General features: G+C 52.6%; 19 protein-coding genes and 2 riboswitches. Of the genes, 4 read left to right on the top strand and 15 right to left on the bottom strand.

The genetic code is table 11. The features are described from left to right. Positions 1-281 precede the first annotated feature (281 nt). Positions 282-1,499, bottom strand: a complete 1,218-nt coding sequence (locus MKX76_RS23855) for an MFS transporter (RefSeq protein ID WP_100085199.1) — start codon at positions 1,497-1,499, stop codon at positions 282-284. After that, positions 1,492-1,920: a MarR family winged helix-turn-helix transcriptional regulator gene (locus MKX76_RS23850; RefSeq protein ID WP_007129022.1), complete on the bottom strand. Its 429-nt coding sequence runs from the start codon at positions 1,918-1,920 to the stop codon at positions 1,492-1,494. Before MKX76_RS23850 ends, MKX76_RS23855 begins: the two co-directional genes overlap by 8 nt. 249 nt (positions 1,921-2,169) lie before the next feature. Here MKX76_RS23850 and MKX76_RS23845 point away from each other — a divergent pair, with 249 nt between their 5' ends. Further along, positions 2,170-2,415, top strand: coding sequence for a hypothetical protein (locus MKX76_RS23845; RefSeq protein ID WP_007129023.1), 246 nt, complete (start codon positions 2,170-2,172; stop codon positions 2,413-2,415). A 118-nt stretch (positions 2,416-2,533) separates the two neighbouring features. Here the strand turns inward: MKX76_RS23845 and MKX76_RS23840 are convergent, their stop codons facing one another. From MKX76_RS23840 to MKX76_RS23805, 8 genes are all read right to left on the bottom strand, one after another. Next, positions 2,534-2,755 (bottom strand): aspartyl-phosphate phosphatase Spo0E family protein, encoded by a 222-nt coding sequence (locus tag MKX76_RS23840; protein ID WP_007129024.1) that lies wholly within the window; start codon positions 2,753-2,755, stop codon positions 2,534-2,536. A gap of 474 nt (positions 2,756-3,229) precedes the next feature. After that, a complete protein-coding gene (locus MKX76_RS23835) occupies positions 3,230-3,958 on the bottom strand; it encodes a helix-turn-helix transcriptional regulator (protein WP_007129025.1) in 729 nt (242 codons plus the stop codon). Between the two features lie 156 nt (positions 3,959-4,114). After that, a riboswitch (cyclic di-GMP riboswitch) is annotated at positions 4,115-4,209 on the bottom strand. A 268-nt stretch (positions 4,210-4,477) separates the two neighbouring features. Next, a riboswitch (cyclic di-GMP riboswitch) is annotated at positions 4,478-4,572 on the bottom strand. A 198-nt stretch (positions 4,573-4,770) separates the two neighbouring features. Beyond that, a complete protein-coding gene (locus tag MKX76_RS23830) occupies positions 4,771-5,385 on the bottom strand; it encodes an FMN-dependent NADH-azoreductase (protein WP_007129026.1) in 615 nt (204 codons plus the stop codon). Positions 5,386-5,441: 56 nt separating this feature from the next. Beyond that, a complete protein-coding gene (locus MKX76_RS23825; RefSeq protein WP_007129027.1) occupies positions 5,442-6,803 on the bottom strand; it encodes an MFS transporter in 1,362 nt (453 codons plus the stop codon). Between the two features lie 89 nt (positions 6,804-6,892). Next, positions 6,893-7,483, bottom strand: a complete 591-nt coding sequence (locus MKX76_RS23820; protein WP_007129028.1) for a TetR/AcrR family transcriptional regulator — start codon at positions 7,481-7,483, stop codon at positions 6,893-6,895. A gap of 109 nt (positions 7,484-7,592) precedes the next feature. After that, a complete protein-coding gene (locus MKX76_RS23815; protein WP_040738327.1) occupies positions 7,593-8,654 on the bottom strand; it encodes an LLM class flavin-dependent oxidoreductase in 1,062 nt (353 codons plus the stop codon). A gap of 204 nt (positions 8,655-8,858) precedes the next feature. Beyond that, positions 8,859-9,371, bottom strand: coding sequence for an SRPBCC domain-containing protein (locus tag MKX76_RS23810; RefSeq protein ID WP_007129030.1), 513 nt, complete (start codon positions 9,369-9,371; stop codon positions 8,859-8,861). 26 nt (positions 9,372-9,397) lie between these two features. Further along, positions 9,398-9,727 (bottom strand): ArsR/SmtB family transcription factor, encoded by a 330-nt coding sequence (locus tag MKX76_RS23805; RefSeq protein ID WP_040738328.1) that lies wholly within the window; start codon positions 9,725-9,727, stop codon positions 9,398-9,400. A 1,153-nt stretch (positions 9,728-10,880) separates the two neighbouring features. Between MKX76_RS23805 and MKX76_RS23800 the strand changes: the two genes are divergently transcribed. Together MKX76_RS23800 and MKX76_RS23795 are read left to right on the top strand one after the other, a co-directional pair. Then, the gene (locus MKX76_RS23800; RefSeq protein WP_007129033.1) at positions 10,881-12,095 is read left to right on the top strand and encodes an MFS transporter; all 1,215 of its coding nucleotides are present in this window, start codon (positions 10,881-10,883) and stop codon (positions 12,093-12,095) included. 86 nt (positions 12,096-12,181) lie between these two features. Continuing rightward, on the top strand, positions 12,182-12,742 hold the full coding sequence (locus MKX76_RS23795) for a hypothetical protein (RefSeq protein ID WP_007129034.1): 561 nt from the start codon (positions 12,182-12,184) through the stop codon (positions 12,740-12,742). 168 nt (positions 12,743-12,910) lie between these two features. Here MKX76_RS23795 and MKX76_RS23790 read toward each other — a convergent pair whose 3' ends face one another. The 4 genes from MKX76_RS23790 to MKX76_RS23775 all read right to left on the bottom strand — a co-directional run bounded on the left by MKX76_RS23790 (position 12,911) and on the right by MKX76_RS23775 (position 18,142). Further along, the gene (locus MKX76_RS23790) at positions 12,911-14,077 is read right to left on the bottom strand and encodes a mannitol-1-phosphate 5-dehydrogenase (protein WP_007129035.1); all 1,167 of its coding nucleotides are present in this window, start codon (positions 14,075-14,077) and stop codon (positions 12,911-12,913) included. Then, positions 14,074-14,514 (bottom strand): PTS sugar transporter subunit IIA, encoded by a 441-nt coding sequence (locus MKX76_RS23785; RefSeq protein ID WP_007129036.1) that lies wholly within the window; start codon positions 14,512-14,514, stop codon positions 14,074-14,076. The genes MKX76_RS23790 and MKX76_RS23785 overlap by 4 nt, the downstream gene beginning before the upstream one ends. 47 nt (positions 14,515-14,561) lie before the next feature. Continuing rightward, positions 14,562-16,634 (bottom strand): BglG family transcription antiterminator, encoded by a 2,073-nt coding sequence (locus MKX76_RS23780; RefSeq protein WP_341034720.1) that lies wholly within the window; start codon positions 16,632-16,634, stop codon positions 14,562-14,564. Positions 16,635-16,705: 71 nt separating this feature from the next. Continuing rightward, positions 16,706-18,142 carry a PTS mannitol transporter subunit IICB gene (locus tag MKX76_RS23775; protein ID WP_341034719.1) on the bottom strand — a complete coding sequence of 479 codons (1,437 nt, stop codon included), beginning with the start codon at positions 18,140-18,142 and terminating at the stop codon, positions 16,706-16,708. Between the two features lie 365 nt (positions 18,143-18,507). Between MKX76_RS23775 and MKX76_RS23770 the strand changes: the two genes are divergently transcribed. After that, on the top strand, positions 18,508-19,188 hold the full coding sequence (locus tag MKX76_RS23770; protein WP_007129039.1) for a class I SAM-dependent methyltransferase: 681 nt from the start codon (positions 18,508-18,510) through the stop codon (positions 19,186-19,188). A 95-nt stretch (positions 19,189-19,283) separates the two neighbouring features. On the opposite strand, the gene MKX76_RS23765 is transcribed toward MKX76_RS23770, so the two are convergent. Beyond that, on the bottom strand, positions 19,284-19,985 hold the full coding sequence (locus MKX76_RS23765; protein WP_244152672.1) for an FHA domain-containing protein: 702 nt from the start codon (positions 19,983-19,985) through the stop codon (positions 19,284-19,286). Positions 19,986-20,082 lie beyond the last annotated feature (97 nt).

The raw sequence follows: 20,082 nt of genomic DNA, 5'->3' as shown, positions 1-20,082 counted from the left end.
GTGCGGAGATCGGATGAAACGACTATAAACGTTTTTTCCTGAAGAGCTACCACTTAAGCCACAACCCCCTTGTTTACTTTCCTTATGCATCCCGGTTAGGACATGGGGTACAACAGAAAAAGCCTGCAGATCTGCTCCTTACGGAGGTTAATCTACAGGCTTAAGACGGCTCTAAGTGGGCCAGAGAGTGTTTAATGGCGAGCGTCTGGAACTGGAACCTTGTCGTGCCAAATCCAAGGCCAAGGAGCCGTCACCTAAGCTTCTCTGAATACGAATCTTGGTTAGGCAGCCGTTCGGGCAGCCTTCTCTCGGCTTTCTCGTTTCCCGACGAGGAAATAATACAGAATCACCGACAGCGCCAGCAGGACCGCTATGGTCATGTACATGCCCCGGAACCCTGCCAGCGGCGTAAGGAAGCCAAGAAGGAGCGGACCGAACCCGATGCCGACGTCCACAAAAATGTAAAAGGTCGATGTTGCAAGACCGATCCGGTGCGCCGGAGAGCGTTTAATGGCGAGCGCCTGGGAGCTGGACTGTGTCGTGCCGTATCCGAGGCCTACGAACACCGCGGACAGCAGAAGGGTTATTCCATGATGTGCCAGACCGAGCAGCAGGATCCCGATCGCAAAGGATACGATAGCCGGATACATCACAACATTCGCTCCCCGGTGGTCAAACCAGCGTCCGGTAAACGGCCGGGACAGAATCACCACGATCGCATACACGATGAAGAAGTAGGTTGCCGCTTCCACCAGCCCGATTTCCCCCGCAAAGATCTTCAGGTACGACAAAATGCTCGAATATCCAAAGCCCATCACAAAGCTTATGATCGAAATCGGAAGCGCCTTGAGCTCAATGAAGTTGGATAGCCGGAAGCCCTTCATCTCCCGTGCCTGTTCGGCGGTGAGCACCAGCTTCGGAATGCGCATGAATAACGAGGATACCAATGAGAGCACGCCCAGGATTGCACAAAGGACAAAATTGCCTGTCATGGAGGCATGCTCCAGAATCATAAGTCCGATGAAAGGGCCGATTGCCGATGCAATGATGATGCTGACACCATAATAACCTGTCCCTTCACCCCTTCTCGAGTTTGGAATCAAGCTCGCGGCAATCGTGCCGGTCGCGGTAGAGGCCAGCGCGAAGGCCAGGCCGTGGAGGAAACGGACGATGAGCAGCACCGCTAAGCTGTTAATGATGAAATACAAACCGATTAAGACGCTGAATGAGACCAATCCGGTCAACAGCAGCGGTCTTCGTCCGACCCTCTCGATAATGCTGCCTCCGATCAGCCGCCCGATCAGCGCCCCCACCACGAAGATACTGGAAGCAAAGCCGGCCATTCCAGTCGATGCATGGAATTCCTCAGCTGCATAAGTGGGCATAATAACAACCAATAGATAAAAACAAAGAAAGAGCAGGAAATTGACGCCGAACACAATCAAAAAGTCCTTGCTCCATAAACGATCTTGGGAGTTTTCTTGCTGCAAGTTAATCACCTTTTCTTATAATGTTATCCCTGACTGTCTCCATGACACGGATGACGCTGGCTTGTTCCTCAGCGGAGACACCTTCCATAATCTCCATCTCGTAGTCATCGAATAATTGACGAATCTGCAACGCGACATCGATGCCCTTACTTGATAAACGGATTCGCTTCTCCCGCTTGTCCGATGCCGGGATCTGCTCCACATAACCCAACTTGATCAATGCGTTCACCGTTCTAGTCACCGTGGGCTTCTCTACATACAAAACTTTGGACAATTCCACCAAGGTCATCGATTGGTTCGCGTCCAGATAATACATGATCGACCACTGGGCATAATACAGCCCAAAAACCTCGAGCCGCCGGTTCAGTTCATTGACGAACGGGCGGTACAGTCTGAAGTACTGCTGAAAAAAATGTCGGTGGGTGCTCATGGGGAAACCTCCATCCAATTGGTTACTCAAGGTAACTATTTGATTATAGAGTAGTGTTCCGAAAATGTCCAGACATAATGTCTGGTATTCTGATCCTTTTACTCGACGATGCATCAGTTCACCTAACAATGCCCATCGACCGTTTTTCAACACAGGTTATTCAGAATATATTCAGATTCATATGATTTAATTGGTATATTCCATCCGTCTTCTAGACAGATATTACAGGATTTGTGTGGTGAGGATGAATTGACGTTATCGGAAATACAACAAGAAGCGCTGGAACAGGCCAAGAAGCATGGGAGACTTGTCCGCTGGAAGAAAGGCGGATACTGGACGTATGAGGGTGTCTTGACGAAGGCAAGCGGTGATTCGCCATCTGTACCCAACTTGGAATGGTATTGCCGAACCAATACGATTTTCGCGCTTGTTAGGCGCGGGTACATTACAATGGATAATTGGAGCAGCTGTTCGCTCGTACAGAAAAATGATTGAATCCAAGCACCTGACTTGAAATGGCTTCCCTTAAAGCTGGAAGCACCATATCTTTAAGCAAATAACCCCAGAAGGTCGAGAATCGACATCCGGGGTTCTATTTTTTATGGAGGACTTATTACTCATGGCTTGGTTTATTTAACTTTGCGCACTTTCTATTGATCTCTTCCTCATGGCTTTTTAATTCCATGTAACGGACAATCAGCTTATCGAACGACTGCGAAAGTGCGACAACATCTTGATGTACGAATTCAAGACTGCCGGCCATTCGCTCAAGTTCCCTCCTGAGATATTCGAGCTCGTCGGATACATGCTTCAGTTCGTTCTCTATAGAAACCATCACATCCACCCACCCCCATCGTAGCAAGTGATTTATGACAGCTGCCAACGTTTTTGCGGCAAACCTTCTCAAACAGAGAGTTGATCGCTCATTCCTAAACGAACAAACCGTTAAAGCATGCTCCTCTTCATGAAATGTTGAAGGCTACCCGATTCAGTTTCTGCAGCGGCGTCAGGTCAGCAGGGTTATCTAAAATAAACAGTTCCCTATTCAATCGTTGTCGCATGGCGGATCAGAGGTTTCCGTCGTATTCGGCCAATTGCAGGGATCGTGGTTGCATATGAGCGTCCACAACAGCCTCTGCAGCTTCGCGTCACCACCCTTTCGATGGGTTTGCGATAGATTGTACGAATTATGAATTAGTTTAAATTTTAACTATCTGTCATCAGTGGCTTGCCTATAATTATAAAATTTTACTTTAATAAATAAAATACCCATAATTGGGTAATTAGTGCTTGTGTATTGCCTATATCTTCATGTAAATTTTCTTAGGAATGCCCCTTTATGATTGACTCTCGTTTTGGCGTATATCTTTTTGATGAAAGTACGGACCGTGCTTTGACTGATTCCATAAATATCCGCAATTTCAGGCACGTTTTTATTTTCCAGCCATTCGTAGGCGATTTCTTTCTCGCGGTTTGTTAATTCATATTGGTCAAAGAGTGAGTAGGTCAGCTCTTTTTGTAGCATGGGATCCTTTTGGGGTAACTTTTCTTCAATATTTTTGGCCAGATGTTCAATGAGGGGCAGTACAAATGTAACCTCGTGAAAGTAATGAAAACAGAGGCTGAGGTAGCCTATAATAACATGATTTATTCGTATTGGCGTGCAAACGCAGGACAGCTCTGCAAACAATTTATTGCTGTGCTCGGCGCCGATTACGACTGAGACCGATTGATTTTCCATGGATAACGCAATGGCATTGATTCCCGCCTTGTTCATAGCAGAAGATGTTCCGATTTTCAAATGATTTCTTTCAAAATAACCTTTTAACAGCTCCGTCCCGCAATAATCGATAACGGTTCCCTCTGGGTCCGCAATCACAAATAAATAAGGTATAGACAGCAAATCGTTCATATTCCTGGTTTCCTCTTGCAACAGATACAGGATTTCTTTTCGCTCGATCAGCCTTTCTTTAATTTCAGAGATGCTGAGGATATTAGGAAAATGATCGTTTACTTTCAGCAATGTTCTTTGGCCCATTATTTTCCCTTCTTCCTTGTTAAGAATAAGTGATTAATAATGAAATCGATCTCCTATTTATCGCCGCTGTGAAGATTCGGTAGCTCTTAGCGAAAAATAAAAAACCTCCATCCATGAAGATTACCATAGCAAAATAGGACGGAGGCTTCCGTCGTATTCGGCAACTGGCTGGCATCACGTATCTTAGCAGATTCGCATTAGCCCCTATAGCTTTGCGTCGCCACTTTTCAGTGGGTTTGCTATTATCGTACGAAACGATTCGATTGGTTTGCTGTCAAAGACGCTGCCGCATGAATATTCCTTGTTATCCGCTGAGAGTCGAACTGCTGTAGTTATACCGCGCTGCGGGAAATCATGTTCCGCATCATTCACCTCCTTTCAGGCAATTGACCGTAACTTTTAAGGAACAGGCAGTTACTGCAGGAGCCTCCCTATAAAAATTTGTGAACAACAAATAGCCTCCGTCAGCTTGTAGACATAGGTAGTAACTAGCAAGAAGTGACGGAGGCTTCCGTCGTATTCGGCAACTGGCTGGCATCGCGGTTCTATGCAGAACCCCATTAGCCCCTATAGCTTTGCGTCGCCACTTTTCAGTGGGTTTGCGATTATCGTACGAACGATTCAATTGTCGAAAGATACAACATATAGTTCTGAATGAATGACCTAATCAAACTATAACTTACATTGTTTTTCATTGAATATAGGCTTCATGACTCAAATTCCCGACAATTTCCTGCTGGATTTTGTAATTTTTTGTCACAAAGTAACTAGCAGAGCGTGTAATATGTCAAAATAACCAGCTTCTCCATGATTTAAAAAAGCTTTGCCGCTTCGGCTGCCCGCCGAAGGCCTTCCTCAATGATTTCCTCGCTTCGATCCCGGAATTGATTATGCCCCTCAATGATAATCGTAGTAATGTCGGTAATCCCGAACACGTTGAGATGATTTTTTACGAAGCTGACCGCCATCTCGGATGGATCGCCCTCCGCATAGATCCCGCCTCTAGCATTCAGCAGTGCTGCTTTTTTGTCACCCAACAGACCGACCAAGCCCTGCTCCGTATATTTGAACGTTTTACGCGGATGATGCATGTAGTCCAGGTAGGCATGCAGCACTGCAGGAACCGTCAGATTCCAGAGCGGGAAGGCAAACACCAATTTGTCGGCGGCAAGAAATTGCTCCAAGTGCCGGTTGACGATGTCCCGAACGGCCTGCTCTTCCTCCGAAAGCTCCATGCCCATGGCTGACTTGAAATTCCCGCTAATCATAATGTCGTCCAGAAGGGGAATGCGTTCCTGATACAGGTCGACCTCAACCACCGCATCATTCGGATGTGCCTCGCGGTAGCTATTGAAAAATGCGTCGTATAATCTGCTTGTGACGGCCCCTTGGCGGTTGTTGGCTTTAATGAATAAAGTGGTTGTCATTAGAATCTCCTCCTATATTTCCTATTTGTAATGAATGGACTCGAAAGCATGCGATATCAGCTTCCCGCCGCTCTTATATGACCGTGCTCCGTTTTCCCGAACCGTAGGGAATAGAACATCAGCATGGCGAGCAGCAGCCCGGCTAGCACCAAATAAATATTGCTGTAAACCTGCCCCTCGGCATAGGCATACAAGGGGTTCCACGATACCTCGGAGCGGATATCGAGCATTGTTCCGTACACACCGGAAGCGATCCCCGCCGAAATAAAATTCAGCATCTGCATCAATCCCATCCCGATGCCGGCTTGCTCTTTCGCTAAGCTAAGGGAGACGGAGTTGGATAGTGCAATCATCCCGAACGTCTGCCCGACATTACCTAGAATCAGGAAGAGAGCAACCGCGACGGCTGAAATGGCGGAGAACGTGGATAAGAGTACAAAGCAAGCGACCAACATAATCATGGCGGTTAGAAACAGATCCGTGTTCCCTTTGGCATCGGCCAGCTTTCCCCCTGTCTTCCCGAGCAGAGCGGAGGCCGCGGCGGCCGGCACCATGACAAATCCGATCCAACCTGGAGGCAGCGCATGAATCTCTGCCAGCAGCAACGGGCTTAGAAAATGCAGCGCAAAGGCCGCGCCGCTGAACAGAAACATGATGACAAGCCTAACCGAATACTCTTGATTCCGGAACAAAACCGGGCTCACGAACGGGACGGATGCACGATGAATCCGGACAATGAACAACGCGGCTACCAGCAGTCCGGCTAGCGGAAGCCACCAGATTCCGTTCGTTATTCCCAGCAGCAGACAAGTGATCGCGACAGCCAGCAGGCCGCCTCCCAGCAGGTCGAATGATCCTGGAAACTGAGGGTCTTCGTCCTTCAGATATTTCCGGTAAAAAGGAAGCGTGATGAGAATCAGCAAAGGGATGCTGAACAGCCAGCGCCAATGAGCAAAGCCGGCCACTAGCGAGGACACCACCGGCCCAAGCGCGCTGCCGATGGACAATCCAATAAAGGCTGTCGCCATGGCTGCTCCTCTTCGCTCCGGCGGGAAGTAGCGAATCGGTATAAGCGTTGCCGCCGCCGGTATCGCCGCCGCGCCGATCGCCTGAAGGCATCTTGCGGCAAGGACCATCCAGAATGCCTGGGAGACGAGGCCGACCAGAGAGCCGGCCGCGAACAGCAGCAGACCGAATGACAGCAAATTTTTGAGCTGGTAGCGTTCCGTCAGCTTCCCGTACAGAACCGTGCCGATCCCGTACAGCAGGGAATACGAGGAAGTTACCCAGCTAACCTGAGCGGTGCTCAAGCTGAATTCCTCCCGCATGTCCGGCAGGACAAAGTTAAACATCAATCCGCTCATAGCGGACAGACACAGCGTGAACATGAGGACACGCATCAGCTTCCGAGTCTCCATTAAAGCTTCACCCTCCTTGTGAGTAGAAAATTTTAAACAGCGAGATTAGCATGTCTGTCAGTACTTACTGACGTATGCTTTGAAAAAAACTAGGGGGTTAACGCCCTAGCAAAAATCCGCACACTCTCCTCAATAAAGTCATCCAGCGTTACGGAAGGAAATATCTCCTTGGAATCCAGCTCGTTCATGAACGCGCCAAAGTTCATCATCATAAACGAGATCGCCCGCAGCTCGGGATCTCCGGCAACCAGCTTCCCCTTCTCCGTCATGATCGTAAAATATTTCGTCAACACGTCCAGAAACTGCTTCGGATGCTTGCTGGTCATCTCTCGAAGTCCCGGGAGATGATCACTCTCCTTGATGCTGATCGTGATCAGCTTGCGGTTCCGGATCATCAAGTCATGGTACGTCCGGCTGATCAGAATCAGATCCGCAGTAAGCTCTCCCGTGAGCTTCTCCGCGAAAAGCTTCGTCATTTCTTGACCGTAATGATAGCGTTCGAACGCCATCTCCAGGAGATTTCGCTTGCTGCCGAACTTTCGGAATAGAGTCTTCTCGCTGAGCCCGGCTGCCGAGGCAATCTCCTGCGTCGTGACGCCGTTGTAGCCCTTCCGGGATATCAGATCGATTGCGGCCTGCAGCAGCTTGTCGTCACTGCTTATATGTTGATCTCTACTCATGAAAGTCCCCCCTTCCTACATGAATGTCAGTACTGACTGTCATTCGATGGACTTATCATATTTTACATTGTCTGATTTGTCAAACGGAATTTTAATTGGATTTGCTTGCTTACTCCGCCGGCTCGCCGGCCGCTTCCCACCGGTCGATCTCGGAACGAACCCGAGGCGCAACCTCCGTACCGAGCAGCTCGATCGCCCTCATGACCTCTTCATGCGGCATCGAGCCGACCGGCACGTGCAGCATAAACCGGGTAATACCCACATGCTTGCGAAGATGGATGATCTTCTGAGCGACCGTCTCCGGATCGCCTACATAGAGGGCTCCCTCGAAGCTGCGTGCAGCATCGAAACGGGCGCGATCATAGTAACCCCAGCCGCGCTCCCGGCCGAGCACGTTCATGGCCGCCTGGGTGGAGGGAAAGAACTTATCCGCGGCAAGCTCCGTATCCTCCGCGATAAATCCATGGGAATGCGAGGCGACCGGAAGCTTCGATACATCATGCCCTGCATGGGCGGCCGCTTCTTTATACAGCTTCACGAGCGGGGCGAACTGCAGCGGGCTCCCGCCAATGATCGCCAGCACGAGCGGCAGGCCGAGCAGGCCGGCCCGGACGACGGATTCGGAGTTGCCGCCGCTGCCGATCCATACGGGCAGGGGGTTCTGCACAGGACGCGGATATACGCCCAGATTATGGATGGCCGGGCGATGCCGGCCCTCCCAGGTCACCCGCTCCGACTCCCGAATTTTTAACAACAGCTCCAGCTTCTCTTCAAACAGCTCATCGTAATCATGAAGATCATAGCCGAACAAAGGAAAGGATTCGATGAATGAGCCCCGCCCGGCCATGATTTCCGCGCGTCCGTTCGAAATCGCGTCCAGCGTGGCGAAGTCCTGGAATACCCGTACCGGATCCGCTGATGACAGCACCGTCACCGCGCTTGTCAGCCGGATCCACTTGGTCCGGGAGGCAGCAGCCGCAAGCACGACCGCAGGGGACGAGGCCGCATAATCTTGGCGATGATGCTCGCCTACTCCATATACATCCAAGCCGACCTGGTCGGCCAGCACAATTTCCTCCACGACCTCGCGCAGCCTTTGGGCGTGGCTGATCAATTCGCCGGTGTGAACGTCCGGCACGGTTTCAACAAACGAGCTAATTCCGATTTCCATCATCGGTTCCTCCTAGTAACGTATCGTTATGTGTATGTTTCACAGACGCTATATTTTCTTTAGTTAATATATCTTTATATTGAACGTTTACGCATCTTTTTTCAAGTGGAAAAACGTCAGGGCTGCAGCCTAAGGTTATCGGCATCAACAGATTCAAAAAAAAGACCGGCACTTCTCCCGAAGGCCGGTCTCTCCCTATGCGGTTTATTTCTTGGCAAGCAAGTATTCCTCGAGGCGGTCCCAAGTTTGCGTAATGCCTTCCTCCATGCCCATTTCGAGCACCTTCTTAAGCTCATCCGCGGATTGATATACGGTCCGGGAGACGATCTTCGTTCTTCCGTCCAGCTCCTCGAATGTCATCGTTGTTGTGGACGCTGGAAGTTCCTCGGAAGTATTGCCTTCGGCATCGGAGAAATAATCGGTGTAAACGATTTTGGTAGGCTTCTCAATCTCATGGTAGACCGATTTCCCCCATGACTCCATGCCATAAAATTCTCCTTGATTCTTATCCATGCACGTCATGCAATAATGCCATGAACCGCCGGGACGAAAATCCATGTTCGACACGGTTGTCTCCCAGCCACGCGGACCCCACCAGTGCTTCAGATGCTCCCCGTCCGAGAACACCTCGAATACGAGCTCTCGCGGCGCGTCGAATACACGCTCCAACACAATTACAGGTCCTTCCACTCGGGTAATCATTTTGCTTGTCATCATCATTTCCTCCTCAAGTTTAAGTTAGGCTATGGGTCCTTCTTCTCGCCCGATTGCAATTTCTTCAAGTATGCGTCCAAGCTGTCAAAACGTTCATTCCATATTCTGCGGTAATCATTCAGCCATGCATCCAGCTCTTGAAAGGGCTCCGAGCGAAGCATGTAGTTTCGCCTGTTCGCTTCCGCCTGAACCTCTACCAATCCGGCCTCCAGCAGCACCTTCAGATGCTTCGAAGCCTGAGGCTGGCGAATCTGCAGACGTTCGGCGATATCACCCACCGTCATCGGACCTCCGAGGAGCAGCTCTACAATCGCAAGACGGCTCGGCTCGGCTAATGCACTAAATATCGCTTGCTTCATTCCTGGTGGTGACGGTTATAGAACCGAAGCTTCGGGGAATACGGCTTTTGTCTACTGTCTATTCCAGCCACCAACATCACCTCGATGCGTTTATTTGATTATGCCGTGTTCTTGAATTGAATATACCACACTAGGAATATTCCTGTAAAGGAATATTTATTTTGTTCACATCACTTATGCATTCAGCCGCTATATTCGCCTTCCTTCCCCCCCGCTTCTCCATTCCATTAACATCGGTCACACCTGCATGGGCTTCTGCATAGCATATGATGAAAATCATAAATCACCATTCGTATAGGATTGTACAAACCAACGAATGTATCTGCTGCCTATACGGATGCAAGCTTGCAGAGGGCCGGTAGCCAAGCGGTGGCCACTGCCGTTTGCAGACTCTTGCAAGCCGTGCATGGCAGCATGAATCCCATGAAGGAGTGAAGTTATATGGCATTTTTGCCGCCGCAAGGACCACCAGAACTGCAAGGACCCCAAGGACCGCCTGGGCCGCCAGGACTGTTGGGACCACCGGGACTGCAAGGAATGCAGCAAGGACCGACATCCCCTCCTCCCCAGTTCATTCCCCAGAACCCCGCCGCAACTTCCGTCACCGGAGCTGGCCCTTCAACCTTTGCGGTTGATCCCGGCGCCATTCGGGGCTGTCTGTTCCGGTTCACGTTTATATGGCCTAGACGCGGGAGGGGCTTTTGGTTCTTCCCAACGTTCGTAGGACGTACTTCTGTAGCAGGTTTCCGGTGGACCGGAAGCACCTGGGTATTCTCGGGCTTTGATTTAAGAAGAATCGAGTCCTTTACTTGCTTTTAATAGTCCGGATCCGACATAGTATCCGCGACTGGCGATGATCATGCCGAAACATGGAATAATTGCCTGAATCAAAAAAAGGGATTGCTGTTCTTCGGCAGCACTCCCTTCCCCAAGCCAATTCCAAAGAGCAACGTACACCGGCTTACACAACCGTTTAGCGGTGTCGAAACGACCGTACCCTCCCCGTACAACGATTGGACAAGCTCTTCTCTCCAAATAATAACTTGATTATATTTCATCATCGTTAAATAATATGTAGCAGGCCTGCTTAAACCGATTATAAAGATTGGGATTATCAATATATTAGAAGCAGCAGAAAGGTTGACAGAACACAATGGCATTATCCCAGCAGCTTAGTAACAGCAATCCATCCATTAAACAACCGTTTCCCGTGTCCATTCTATCGCTTACGGTCGGCGCGTTTGCGATTGGCATGACGGAGTTCGTCATCATGGGAATTCTACCGAATGTCGCCGCAGATCTAAACGTCAGCATCGCGATGGCGGGCCAGCTGATCACGATGTACGCTTTGGGGGTTGCCGTCGGCGCTCCCATCCTGACGATTCTTACGCATAAAATTCCGCAGAAGAAGCTCCTTCTTCTGCTAATGGGACTATTCATATTCGGCAACGGAATCTCCGTGTTTGCACCGAATTATGCCGTTCTCATGGGCGCCCGGATGCTGACGGCGTTAACGCACGGCACCTTCTTCGGGGTCGGCGCGGTGATCGCCTCCGGCCTCGTTCGCCCGGACAAACGGGCTGGCGCCGTCTCCATTATGATGGCCGGCTTGACGATCGCCAATATAATCGGCGTCCCGCTCGGTACCTTCATCGGTCAACAGATGGGCTGGCGCGCCTCCTTCGGCGCAATTGCCATCATGGGCGTCCTTGCGCTGGTCGGCATCCTGATCTTCATTCCGCAGATTCGCCAGGAGCAGTCTTCAGGCATTGTCCAGCAGGTGAAGGAGCTTTTGAAGCCCAAGCTGACGCTGTTTCTGCTCATTGGCGCGCTCGGCAATGCCGGCCTGTTCGCGGTGTTTACCTACATCGCTTCCCTGCTGATCGAGATTACGGGATACGCGGAGGCAAGCGTCACGTGGATCCTCATTTTATTCGGCTGCGGCGTTACGCTGGGCAACATCGTTGGCGGGAAGCTGGCCGATTGGAAGCTCATGCCTTCGATCCTAAGCATCTATTTCGCGACCGCCGTCATCCTGGCGATCCTGACGTTCACCATTCACCAGCCGATATTGGCTGTGGTAACCATTGTGCTGTGGGGAGCGGCCTCATTCGCCGTCATGCCCGGCCTGCAAATTCGGGTGATGAACTTGGCGCAGGGAGCGCCAGCGCTCGCCTCAACCTCCTCCCATTCCGCCGGCAACTTGGGGAATGCGGCCGGGGCTTTCATCGGAGGGCTTGTCATCACGCATCTAAGCCTGAACGCCCTGCCTTGGGTAGGGGCCATTCTGGCGGGAATCGCCTTCTTATTGGGCCTCGCCTGCTATATCTCCGAGCGCAAGACCGGGGATGCAGCCGTGAAGGCATGAGACGAGGTATGCCAGAATAGTTAATGATGTGCTTCCTGGCTTTTTCTTGAAGATAGACCATATCTAAAATTCCGAGGAGGTCCTCCATGCCGCGACTTATGAAGTTCAGCCTCATATTCGCAGCCATTGCAGCTGTACTCTATGTCATGATCTATGATTTCGGATTCCCCAAATTTCCGTATGAGATCCGAATGAGCTATCCTGCCGTACAGTACACTGCGGAAGATCCCTCCTCTGCCGTTCCTACGACCATCGAAATTGAGGGAACTTATTATCGCCGGTTGTTCCAAGAGCCGCTGTTCGACGGATCGATTCGGGTCCCTCTGTATGACTTCACGATGAGCTCTGATCCTGATACTGAGTATCCGCTGTATCGTTATGACCGCATATACGAAGACCCGCAGGGAAGCAGCAATGACACCTATATCTCCTTCTTGAATTATCCATCGTACACGTTCAAATCGAATGGCGCGATTGATAGCGTAACGATCGAGACGCTCGGTCAGCTATACATGAAGGACCGCTTTCAGCAAGTATTGATTCAAGTCACCCGCGATCCGGACGTAGACGCGAATCCATGGTTCATCGTCGCTCCGGCAGCGACCATCGAGGAGGCCGAGCAGCTGCGGAAACACATACTTCCCTAGGCTCTGTTCATAGGCGGCATACTTATCGTCAAGCCTGCTGAAGATCACCCGGCCTTTTACTCATAAATCGCTCCAACCATTGAATGTCCATGGCAAAAAGCCCCGGATTCCCTATAATTAAGGAATCCGGGGCTTTTCAATTTCAACTCGGCGCTTCCCTGCTTAAGCTTAGGATCGGTTTTCCAGCTCAATCTTCAGCGCCTCATAGTGCTCCATCAGCTCGCCCATAATCGGATGCTCGCCCGCAATGCCCGTATACTTGGACGCCGTATCGCTTGGTCCGATCTCGCGAACGGAGCGCTGCAGCTCAGCGCTTTCCGGGTCCTCAGGCACGTCGAACAGCAGCGCGGCCGCCATCGATTTGGCCAGGCTTTTGTATGCCAGTCCGCTTTCGAAGGCCAGCATGGCCGGGGACACGAGACGGTCCCCGGGCGACAGCTTCCGGATCGGGGAGCGTCCTACGCGCACCACCTCATCGGTAAGAGCCGGGTTGCGGAAACGGTCCAGAATGGTTGCAATGTATGCCTGATGCTCCGCCGGATTGAAGCCGTGCTTGTGGATCAGCGCCGCGCCGGTCTCATCCAGGACGGCACGGACATGCTTCGCCACCTCATCGTCCTTCACCGCATCCTGAATCGTCTCGTATCCTTTCAGGAAACCGATGTAGGCAGCGGAGCAGTGCCCGGTATTCACCGTGAACAGCTTGCGTTCAATGTACGGCTCCAGCCGGTCCACATAATGCACGCCCTCGACCGGCTTGAAGCCATCCAGCATCTGCGAACGGTCCACTGCCCACTCATAGAAAGGCTCGACAACCACCTTGAGCCGGTCCTCATGCTGCTGGAGCGGTACAATCCGGTCAACGGCCGCATCCGGGAACGCAATGCTGGAATCCGCCTTCCGTCTCGTCTCCTCATCCAGCAGGCCATAGACATGCTCTTTCAGCTGGGTGCTGCCGCCGATGGCATTCTCGCAAGCGATAATGTGAAGCGGAGCAGCCTCCCCCTGCAGCCGGAGCTTTAGTCCTTCCGCAATCGTAGGCGCGATAAACTTCAAAATATTGACGCCTACCGCCGTTGTCACAATATCGGCTTCCGCAACTGCCCGCGCAGCCGCTTCGGGCTCCGAGGCGCTGTTCAGCGCAGTGATGCCCTTGACCACCGTCGTCTCCTGACCTTCGCTGGCAAGCGTCACCGGATACTCCCCGCGTGCTTTCAGCTCGGATACCAGCTCTTCGTTCACATCGACGAAGCAAACCTCGTAGCCTGCTTGAGACAGAAGAAGTCCGATAAACCCGCGCCCGATGTTGCCTGCTCCGAAATGGACCGCCTTCATGCGCCCATTCCCCCTTCGAAGATGGCGAGGATCTCCTCCTCCGTCGAAGCGTTCATAACCTTCTCAATGCTCTCGTCATCGGTGAAGATCATCGCTACATTCGTCAAAATCTCCATATGGTCGCCGCCGGCAGCCGCAATGCCGATAACGATGAAGGCCGGCTCGTCGCCGCCAAAATCAACGCCCTCCGGGAAGCGAACGATGGACAGGCCCGTAGAAGCGACCATGCCCTTGGCTTCTTTCGTGCCATGAGGTATGGCGAGGCCGCCGCCCATGTACGTGGAGGCGATCTCTTCGCGCTCCAGCATTTTGTCCACATAGTCCTCCGACACATGGCCCGCCTTCACCAGCAGGTTGCCTGCCATGCGAATCGCTTCGCTCTTGCTGCTCGCCTGAGCGTTCAAAATCACTTTTTCTTTCGACAGTATGTTGGTCATCGTTAATCTCCCTCTTTCTATAGTCTATGTTCGATTTGTCCGTGTACTTATGGTCTATGATTCAAAAAATGCTGCAGCTCCTCCGCCAAGAAGGAGCGTATCTCTTCTTCGCTGCCCTGCTCCATCAGCTCGATCAGCTCGGAGCCGAGCAGCATCGCGCTAATCTCGCTCAGCACCTCCAGACTCTCCTTCGGGAGCTGCTTCGGGGCGAGCATCAGCAGGATGACGTCGGCCTCCAGCCCCTCTTCGAGCGGAACGGGCTCCGCCAAACGGAAGAGCGTGATTGAAGGCTTCGCAATGTGCCGGCTCCGGGTATGGAACAGCGCGAGCCTCGTCTCGGGGATGAGCTGCGTGCCCATCCGTTCCCGCTCAAGCAGGCGGTTCACCACGCTCCCCGGATCATGTACCGCCTCCAACACATGCATGCGCGATAACGCGTCTGTCAGCGTTCCTTCCAGATCAGCCGGAGCATTATCCAGGCGGTATACATGGAAGCCGTCTAACAGCGCCACGATTTCGTTCATGAGCGCGGCCTGCATCCGCAATCGCTCGAAGGATGCGGCCTTGCGCTCATCTTGCCCTGCGGCAGCAGCGCCACCGCTGCCCCCTGCCGGCTTTGTCGCCGCGCGCTGGAGGAAATGGAGCAGACGCTCCTTATCATCTGCCGTAAGCAGCGGGCTCAGCCGGATGTATTTATCTTTTGAAAGGGGCAGGTCAATCGTGGAAATAATCAGATCATACTGCTCCTCCGGCATCCGCGCCGCTTCATACCATGACGCGTTGCCGAGAACCTCGATCTGAGGCATCTCCTTGCGCAGCCGGGTTCCAAGAAGCCTGGATGAGCTTAGCCCGCTTGAGCAGACGAGAATCGCCCTCACAGGCTGCTCCGGCTGATTCAGCCGTTCGATGGATGCGCCGAAATGCATGACGAGAAAGCCGATCTCTTCATCAGGCACATCCAGCCCGTTTCGGATTTCATCCACCGCCTGACGGACGATGCCGAACAGCTCCTCGTAATCCTTGCGGATCGGACTCAGCAGCGGATTACGGATGCGGGTGCCCTCCCGGAGCCGCTTCATTGCGGCACCCAGATGCTCCACCAATCCGGCCCGAAGCGTCCGGTCCTCTTGAAAATCCAGCCCTGTCCGCTTCGCCACCGCTTCGGTCAACCGGTGCGCAATCTCCACCATTTCCACATCGGAATGGGCGAGCTCGATAATCTCCGACATTTCGCCCGCTGCGTCAAACAATTTTGCGATATAGACAACCTCTGCATCGGAGAGCCTCAGGTTCAGCGTATTTTCCAGCCGGATGGCAAAGCTCCTTGCGTCAGCCAGCATCGCTTTTGCGCTTCCTGCCTCCTCGGGCTGGATGAATTCAATCGGCCGTCCCTGCCGAATTCGGCTTACGGTGACCGATAGAGCGATCAGCATCCGTGTGTAGGCTTCTTCGGTTAAGCTCTCCGTCCAGCTCCAGCCCATATCCCACAGGGCTCTTTCAACGTCCAGAAGGACAGGCTTGTCGATCATGGACAGCAGGCGGGCGATGGCGGGATGACTGTAGTCTTCATAGCCATCTCCGACGAGATCGGAATAATCCACATGCTCATCGGCCAGCCTGCAGATCGCCCACCGTTTGCCGCTCTCCGTCCCTTCGATCTCGACGCCATAGCCCCTGCGCCGGATCAGCGACAGTCCGAACCGCTTCATCCACGGCTCGACCTCATCCAGATCATTGCTGATGGTCGGAACCGTGACCTTCAAGCTGTGGGCCAGGGCAAACAGCTTAATCGGCTCCTCGGCTTCCAGCAGCGCACAGAGCAGAAGGATTTTTCGCTCTTCCCCGGAATAATCTGCGGGCTTGCCTGCGATCAGCCGTGCCCGAAGGCTTGCTTCGGCCCCGGGCGCCTTGCTCTCCAGCCGGATGCCCGTTCCCGACTTTTTGTAAAGCAGTACCCCCGCACCCTGTAGATGCTCCTCAACGGCTTCCAGCTCCCGATGGACCGTTCTGACGCTGACCCCGATCTCAGACGCGATCTCTGCAGCCGTCATGCCCTCCGGTCTGTCGAGCAAGAGCAGAAGCAGCTGGCGCTGCCGGGCAGTTATAGGTTCCAGATCCATGCCTCCCTTCTGCACGAAATGGAGACAACGCCGGCGTATAGGCGCCAGCGTGTCATATCGTTACTGCAATATTAATCTTTCAGACGTTCCACAAGCTCATCATATCTCGGGCTCTTCAGGAAGTTGTCGATCGAGATATGCTCCGCATTCGGATTTTTGGCGATGGCCCGTTCCGTCAGCGTCTTCTGCGTGATGACGATATCCGCATCGTCCGGAATTTCGCTGACCGCCGAGTTCACGACGGTAATGTTCACGCCGGCCTGCTGCAGCTTCTTCCGGAGGACGGAAGCGCCCATCGCGCTCGAGCCCATGCCTGCGTCGCAAGCGAATACGATTTTGTTGATATTCGCCTTATCCGCGTTAGCGACAGCAGCTGCGGCAGGAGCGACTTGATCATTCATGCCGCCTGTCTTCATCGCCTTCATTTTCGCAGAGGCTTCTTCCAGGTTCGGCTCCTCTTCACCCTTCTTACCCGTTTTGAGCAGCACTGCCGCAACGAGGAAGGATGCGATCGTCGCCGTGATGACACCGGACAGGACGGCCAGCAGCCCGCCTTTAGGCGCCATAGCAAAGTAAGCGAAGATGCTTCCCGGCGATGCCGGGCCAACAAGTCCAGCACCAAACAGCTGGAAGGTGAACGTTCCGACTACACCGCCCGCAATGGCAGCGAGAATCAGGACCGGCTTCATCAGAATGTACGGGAAATAAATCTCATGAATCCCGCCCAGGAAGTGAATAACGACTGCGCCCGGTGCGGATGCCTTCGCGGATCCGCGTCCTACAAGCCAATAAGCCAGCAGGATGCCGAGGCCCGGGCCGGGATTGGATTCAAGCATATACAGCACGGACTGACCGATCCGGGCCGATTCCTCGGTTGCAATCGGGCTCAATATTCCATGGTTGATCGCATTGTTGAGGAACAGGATTTTCGCCGGTTCAATAATAATGTTGACCAGCGGCAGCAAATTGGCATTGACCAGCACGTCGACGCCCGCGGACAGTGCCTTGGTAACCCCCTGAATCAACGGTCCGATGCCGGTATAGGCGATAAGAGCAAGCACTCCGCCAATAATACCGAGCGAGAAGTTGTTGACCAGCATTTCGAAGCCGGATTTGATCTTGCCGTCGATCAGTTTGTCGAATTGCTTCAGCACCCACGCTGCGAGCGGTCCGACGATCATGGCTCCTAGGAACATCGGAATGTCCGATCCGACAATAACCCCGACTGTAGCGACTGCACCGATGACGGCCCCCCGTTTGTCGTGGACCATCTGCCCGCCGGTGTAACCGATCAAGAGCGGCAGCAAGTAGCTGATCATTGGACCGACCAGCTTGCCGAGCGTTTCGTTCGGGAACCAGCCGGTCGGGATGAATAAGGCCGTAATCAAGCCCCAAGCGATAAATGCGCCGATGTTCGGCATGACCATACCGCTCAGGAGACGGCCGAGCTGTTGAATTTTGACGCGTATGCCTCCGCCGGATGCGTTGGCCTTCGTCTCAGTGGACATGATGCGATACCTCCAGTCCTTATTTTGAAATATATAAAAAAATCGGTTGTGTCATGAACCATGTCTGACATCTTTATGTTAAGGCATTTTGGTAAGCGCACTCAACGAAAGGAAAATTCGGTTTCGGCAAGAATATTGTTGACAATTTTTAAATGGATCATGTTTGTTATTTGAAAATATCTCCCGATAGGCAGTTCTTTCATAGTTCACGGCCAGTTTGATCCTCATAAATTCTCGTTTTTCCCGTTGATTTCCGTCTCATATAGGTTATACCTATAAATTATATTTAATTTATATATTTCCTTAATGAGTCAAGGGTGGGTTACGATGGAGCCAGCCAATCATTTCGAGAGGAGTTTTGAACTATGGACCCGTCGGTAAAAGACCTGTTTGACGCTGTCGCCGGTGACTATGACCGGGAGCGCCGGCAGCTGATCCCCTGTTTTGACGATTTTTACGGAATGGCGCTGTCTCTCGTTGAGAGCGACCATCCATCGCCGCGTATCCTGGACCTGGGAGCCGGCACCGGACTGTTCTCCGGCATGGTGCTGCATAAGCACCCGCATGCCCGCTTAACCCTGATGGACCTGAGCGACAAAATGCTCGAAGGCGCCCGCCGAAGATTCGCAGGAGCGGATCAGGTCCGCTATATTACCGGCGACTACGCGGACTATCCATTCCGCGAGTCTTACGACATCGTCATCTCCTCCCTGTCGATCCACCATCTGACCCACCCTGCCAAGCAGCGATTGTTCCATGCTGTGTACGGGGCCCTCGAGCCGGGCGGGATCTTTGTGAACGCCGATCAGGTTCGGGGAAGGCACACGAGCTCCGATGAATACTACCGGCAGCGCTGGCTGGAATCGATTCGCCGCAGCGGCTTATCCGAGGCAGCGATCGAAGCTTCGATCAAGCGGCGGGCGGTTGACATTAACGCGTCATTGGAGGACCAGCTCCGTTGGATGGAGGAGGCGGGCTTTCAGGAGACGGACTGCATGTATAAGCATTTGGATTTTGCCGTGTTCTTCGGAAGGAAGCCGAGTTAAAACAAACAAAAACAAGCTCGTTCCTCAATAAGAGGAAGAGCTTGTTTGTTGTTCGCTTATCTCTACTGATGATCTACTGCCTGTCCGGCATGCCGTCAAGCATCATCATCCGCGTGGATGTGAAGAATATAGCCTTTGCCCCGGATGCTCTCGATCCCAAGCAGTCCGCGCGTCTTCTTCCGAACCCGGTAGATGAGGGCATTCATCTCTTCTGCGCTCACATCCGGCACGTCGTCCGGACCCGCCTCCCGCTCGGGCCAGACCAGGAGCTTCAGCTGCTCTTTGGATACGAATTGCTCCTTGTGATGGAGCAGCAGTTCAACGCATTTATATTCTTTTTCCGAGAAGGCAATCACCGTTCTCCCATGAACGAGCTCCTGCTTATAGGGGTTGAGCGTTATGCCTCCCGTATCCTCGGCAGCTGCCAGATGTTTCATGAGCGGCGTAATATCCATCGTCTCATCCATTCGAAGCACCGAGAAGGTTAACACGACCAGATCACCGGCCAGCGCCACGGAATCCCCGTGCTGCAGCGGAGCCTCTCCATTCGGTTCCAGCCGCTGCTGATTGACGAAGGTTCCGTGCTTGCTGTTCAGATCTTTAATGCTGAATTGTCCGTCCCTGTAGATCAGCGCTGCGTGCTTGCGGGACACGTACACATTATCGAACGTGATATCCGGGTCCCACTGCTTGCCCTTGCGCCCAAGCACCGTCATCGATCTCCTCAAAGGGATCACATCTCCGCGCTCGTACGGGTTCCCCCGTTCCACCATCAAGTAGGAGGATCTATCCATCATGCTACCTCCTGATTATCGTAATATCGCCCATGCTTTGTTTCATTTATCAGATCGCTATTATGCAATTGTTATGCTCCAGCCATTGAGTATGCGCCCA

The sequence above is a fragment of the Paenibacillus sp. FSL R5-0810 genome, from assembly GCF_038002285.1.
GTDB lineage: Bacteria > Bacillota > Bacilli > Paenibacillales > Paenibacillaceae > Paenibacillus_AQ > Paenibacillus_AQ lactis.
Note: the sequence above shows the minus strand (reverse complement) of the source record. Positions and strands in the feature narration are given on the sequence as shown.

Coding starts and splice junctions, on each gene's coding strand:
- MKX76_RS23850 (WP_007129022.1), bottom strand. CDS start 1,920: ATGAGCACCCACCGACATTTTTTTCAGCAGTACTTCAGACTGTACCGC.
- MKX76_RS23840 (WP_007129024.1), bottom strand. CDS start 2,755: ATGGTTTCTATAGAGAACGAACTGAAGCATGTATCCGACGAGCTCGAA.
- MKX76_RS23835 (WP_007129025.1), bottom strand. CDS start 3,958: ATGGGCCAAAGAACATTGCTGAAAGTAAACGATCATTTTCCTAATATC.
- MKX76_RS23830 (WP_007129026.1), bottom strand. CDS start 5,385: ATGACAACCACTTTATTCATTAAAGCCAACAACCGCCAAGGGGCCGTC.
- MKX76_RS23825 (WP_007129027.1), bottom strand. CDS start 6,803: ATGGAGACTCGGAAGCTGATGCGTGTCCTCATGTTCACGCTGTGTCTG.
- MKX76_RS23820 (WP_007129028.1), bottom strand. CDS start 7,483: ATGAGTAGAGATCAACATATAAGCAGTGACGACAAGCTGCTGCAGGCC.
- MKX76_RS23815 (WP_040738327.1), bottom strand. CDS start 8,654: ATGGAAATCGGAATTAGCTCGTTTGTTGAAACCGTGCCGGACGTTCAC.
- MKX76_RS23810 (WP_007129030.1), bottom strand. CDS start 9,371: ATGATGACAAGCAAAATGATTACCCGAGTGGAAGGACCTGTAATTGTG.
- MKX76_RS23805 (WP_040738328.1), bottom strand. CDS start 9,727: ATGAAGCAAGCGATATTTAGTGCATTAGCCGAGCCGAGCCGTCTTGCG.
- MKX76_RS23800 (WP_007129033.1), top strand. CDS start 10,881: ATGGCATTATCCCAGCAGCTTAGTAACAGCAATCCATCCATTAAACAA.
- MKX76_RS23795 (WP_007129034.1), top strand. CDS start 12,182: ATGCCGCGACTTATGAAGTTCAGCCTCATATTCGCAGCCATTGCAGCT.
- MKX76_RS23790 (WP_007129035.1), bottom strand. CDS start 14,077: ATGAAGGCGGTCCATTTCGGAGCAGGCAACATCGGGCGCGGGTTTATC.
- MKX76_RS23785 (WP_007129036.1), bottom strand. CDS start 14,514: ATGACCAACATACTGTCGAAAGAAAAAGTGATTTTGAACGCTCAGGCG.
- MKX76_RS23780 (WP_341034720.1), bottom strand. CDS start 16,634: ATGGATCTGGAACCTATAACTGCCCGGCAGCGCCAGCTGCTTCTGCTC.
- MKX76_RS23775 (WP_341034719.1), bottom strand. CDS start 18,142: ATGTCCACTGAGACGAAGGCCAACGCATCCGGCGGAGGCATACGCGTC.
- MKX76_RS23770 (WP_007129039.1), top strand. CDS start 18,508: ATGGACCCGTCGGTAAAAGACCTGTTTGACGCTGTCGCCGGTGACTAT.
- MKX76_RS23765 (WP_244152672.1), bottom strand. CDS start 19,985: ATGATGGATAGATCCTCCTACTTGATGGTGGAACGGGGGAACCCGTAC.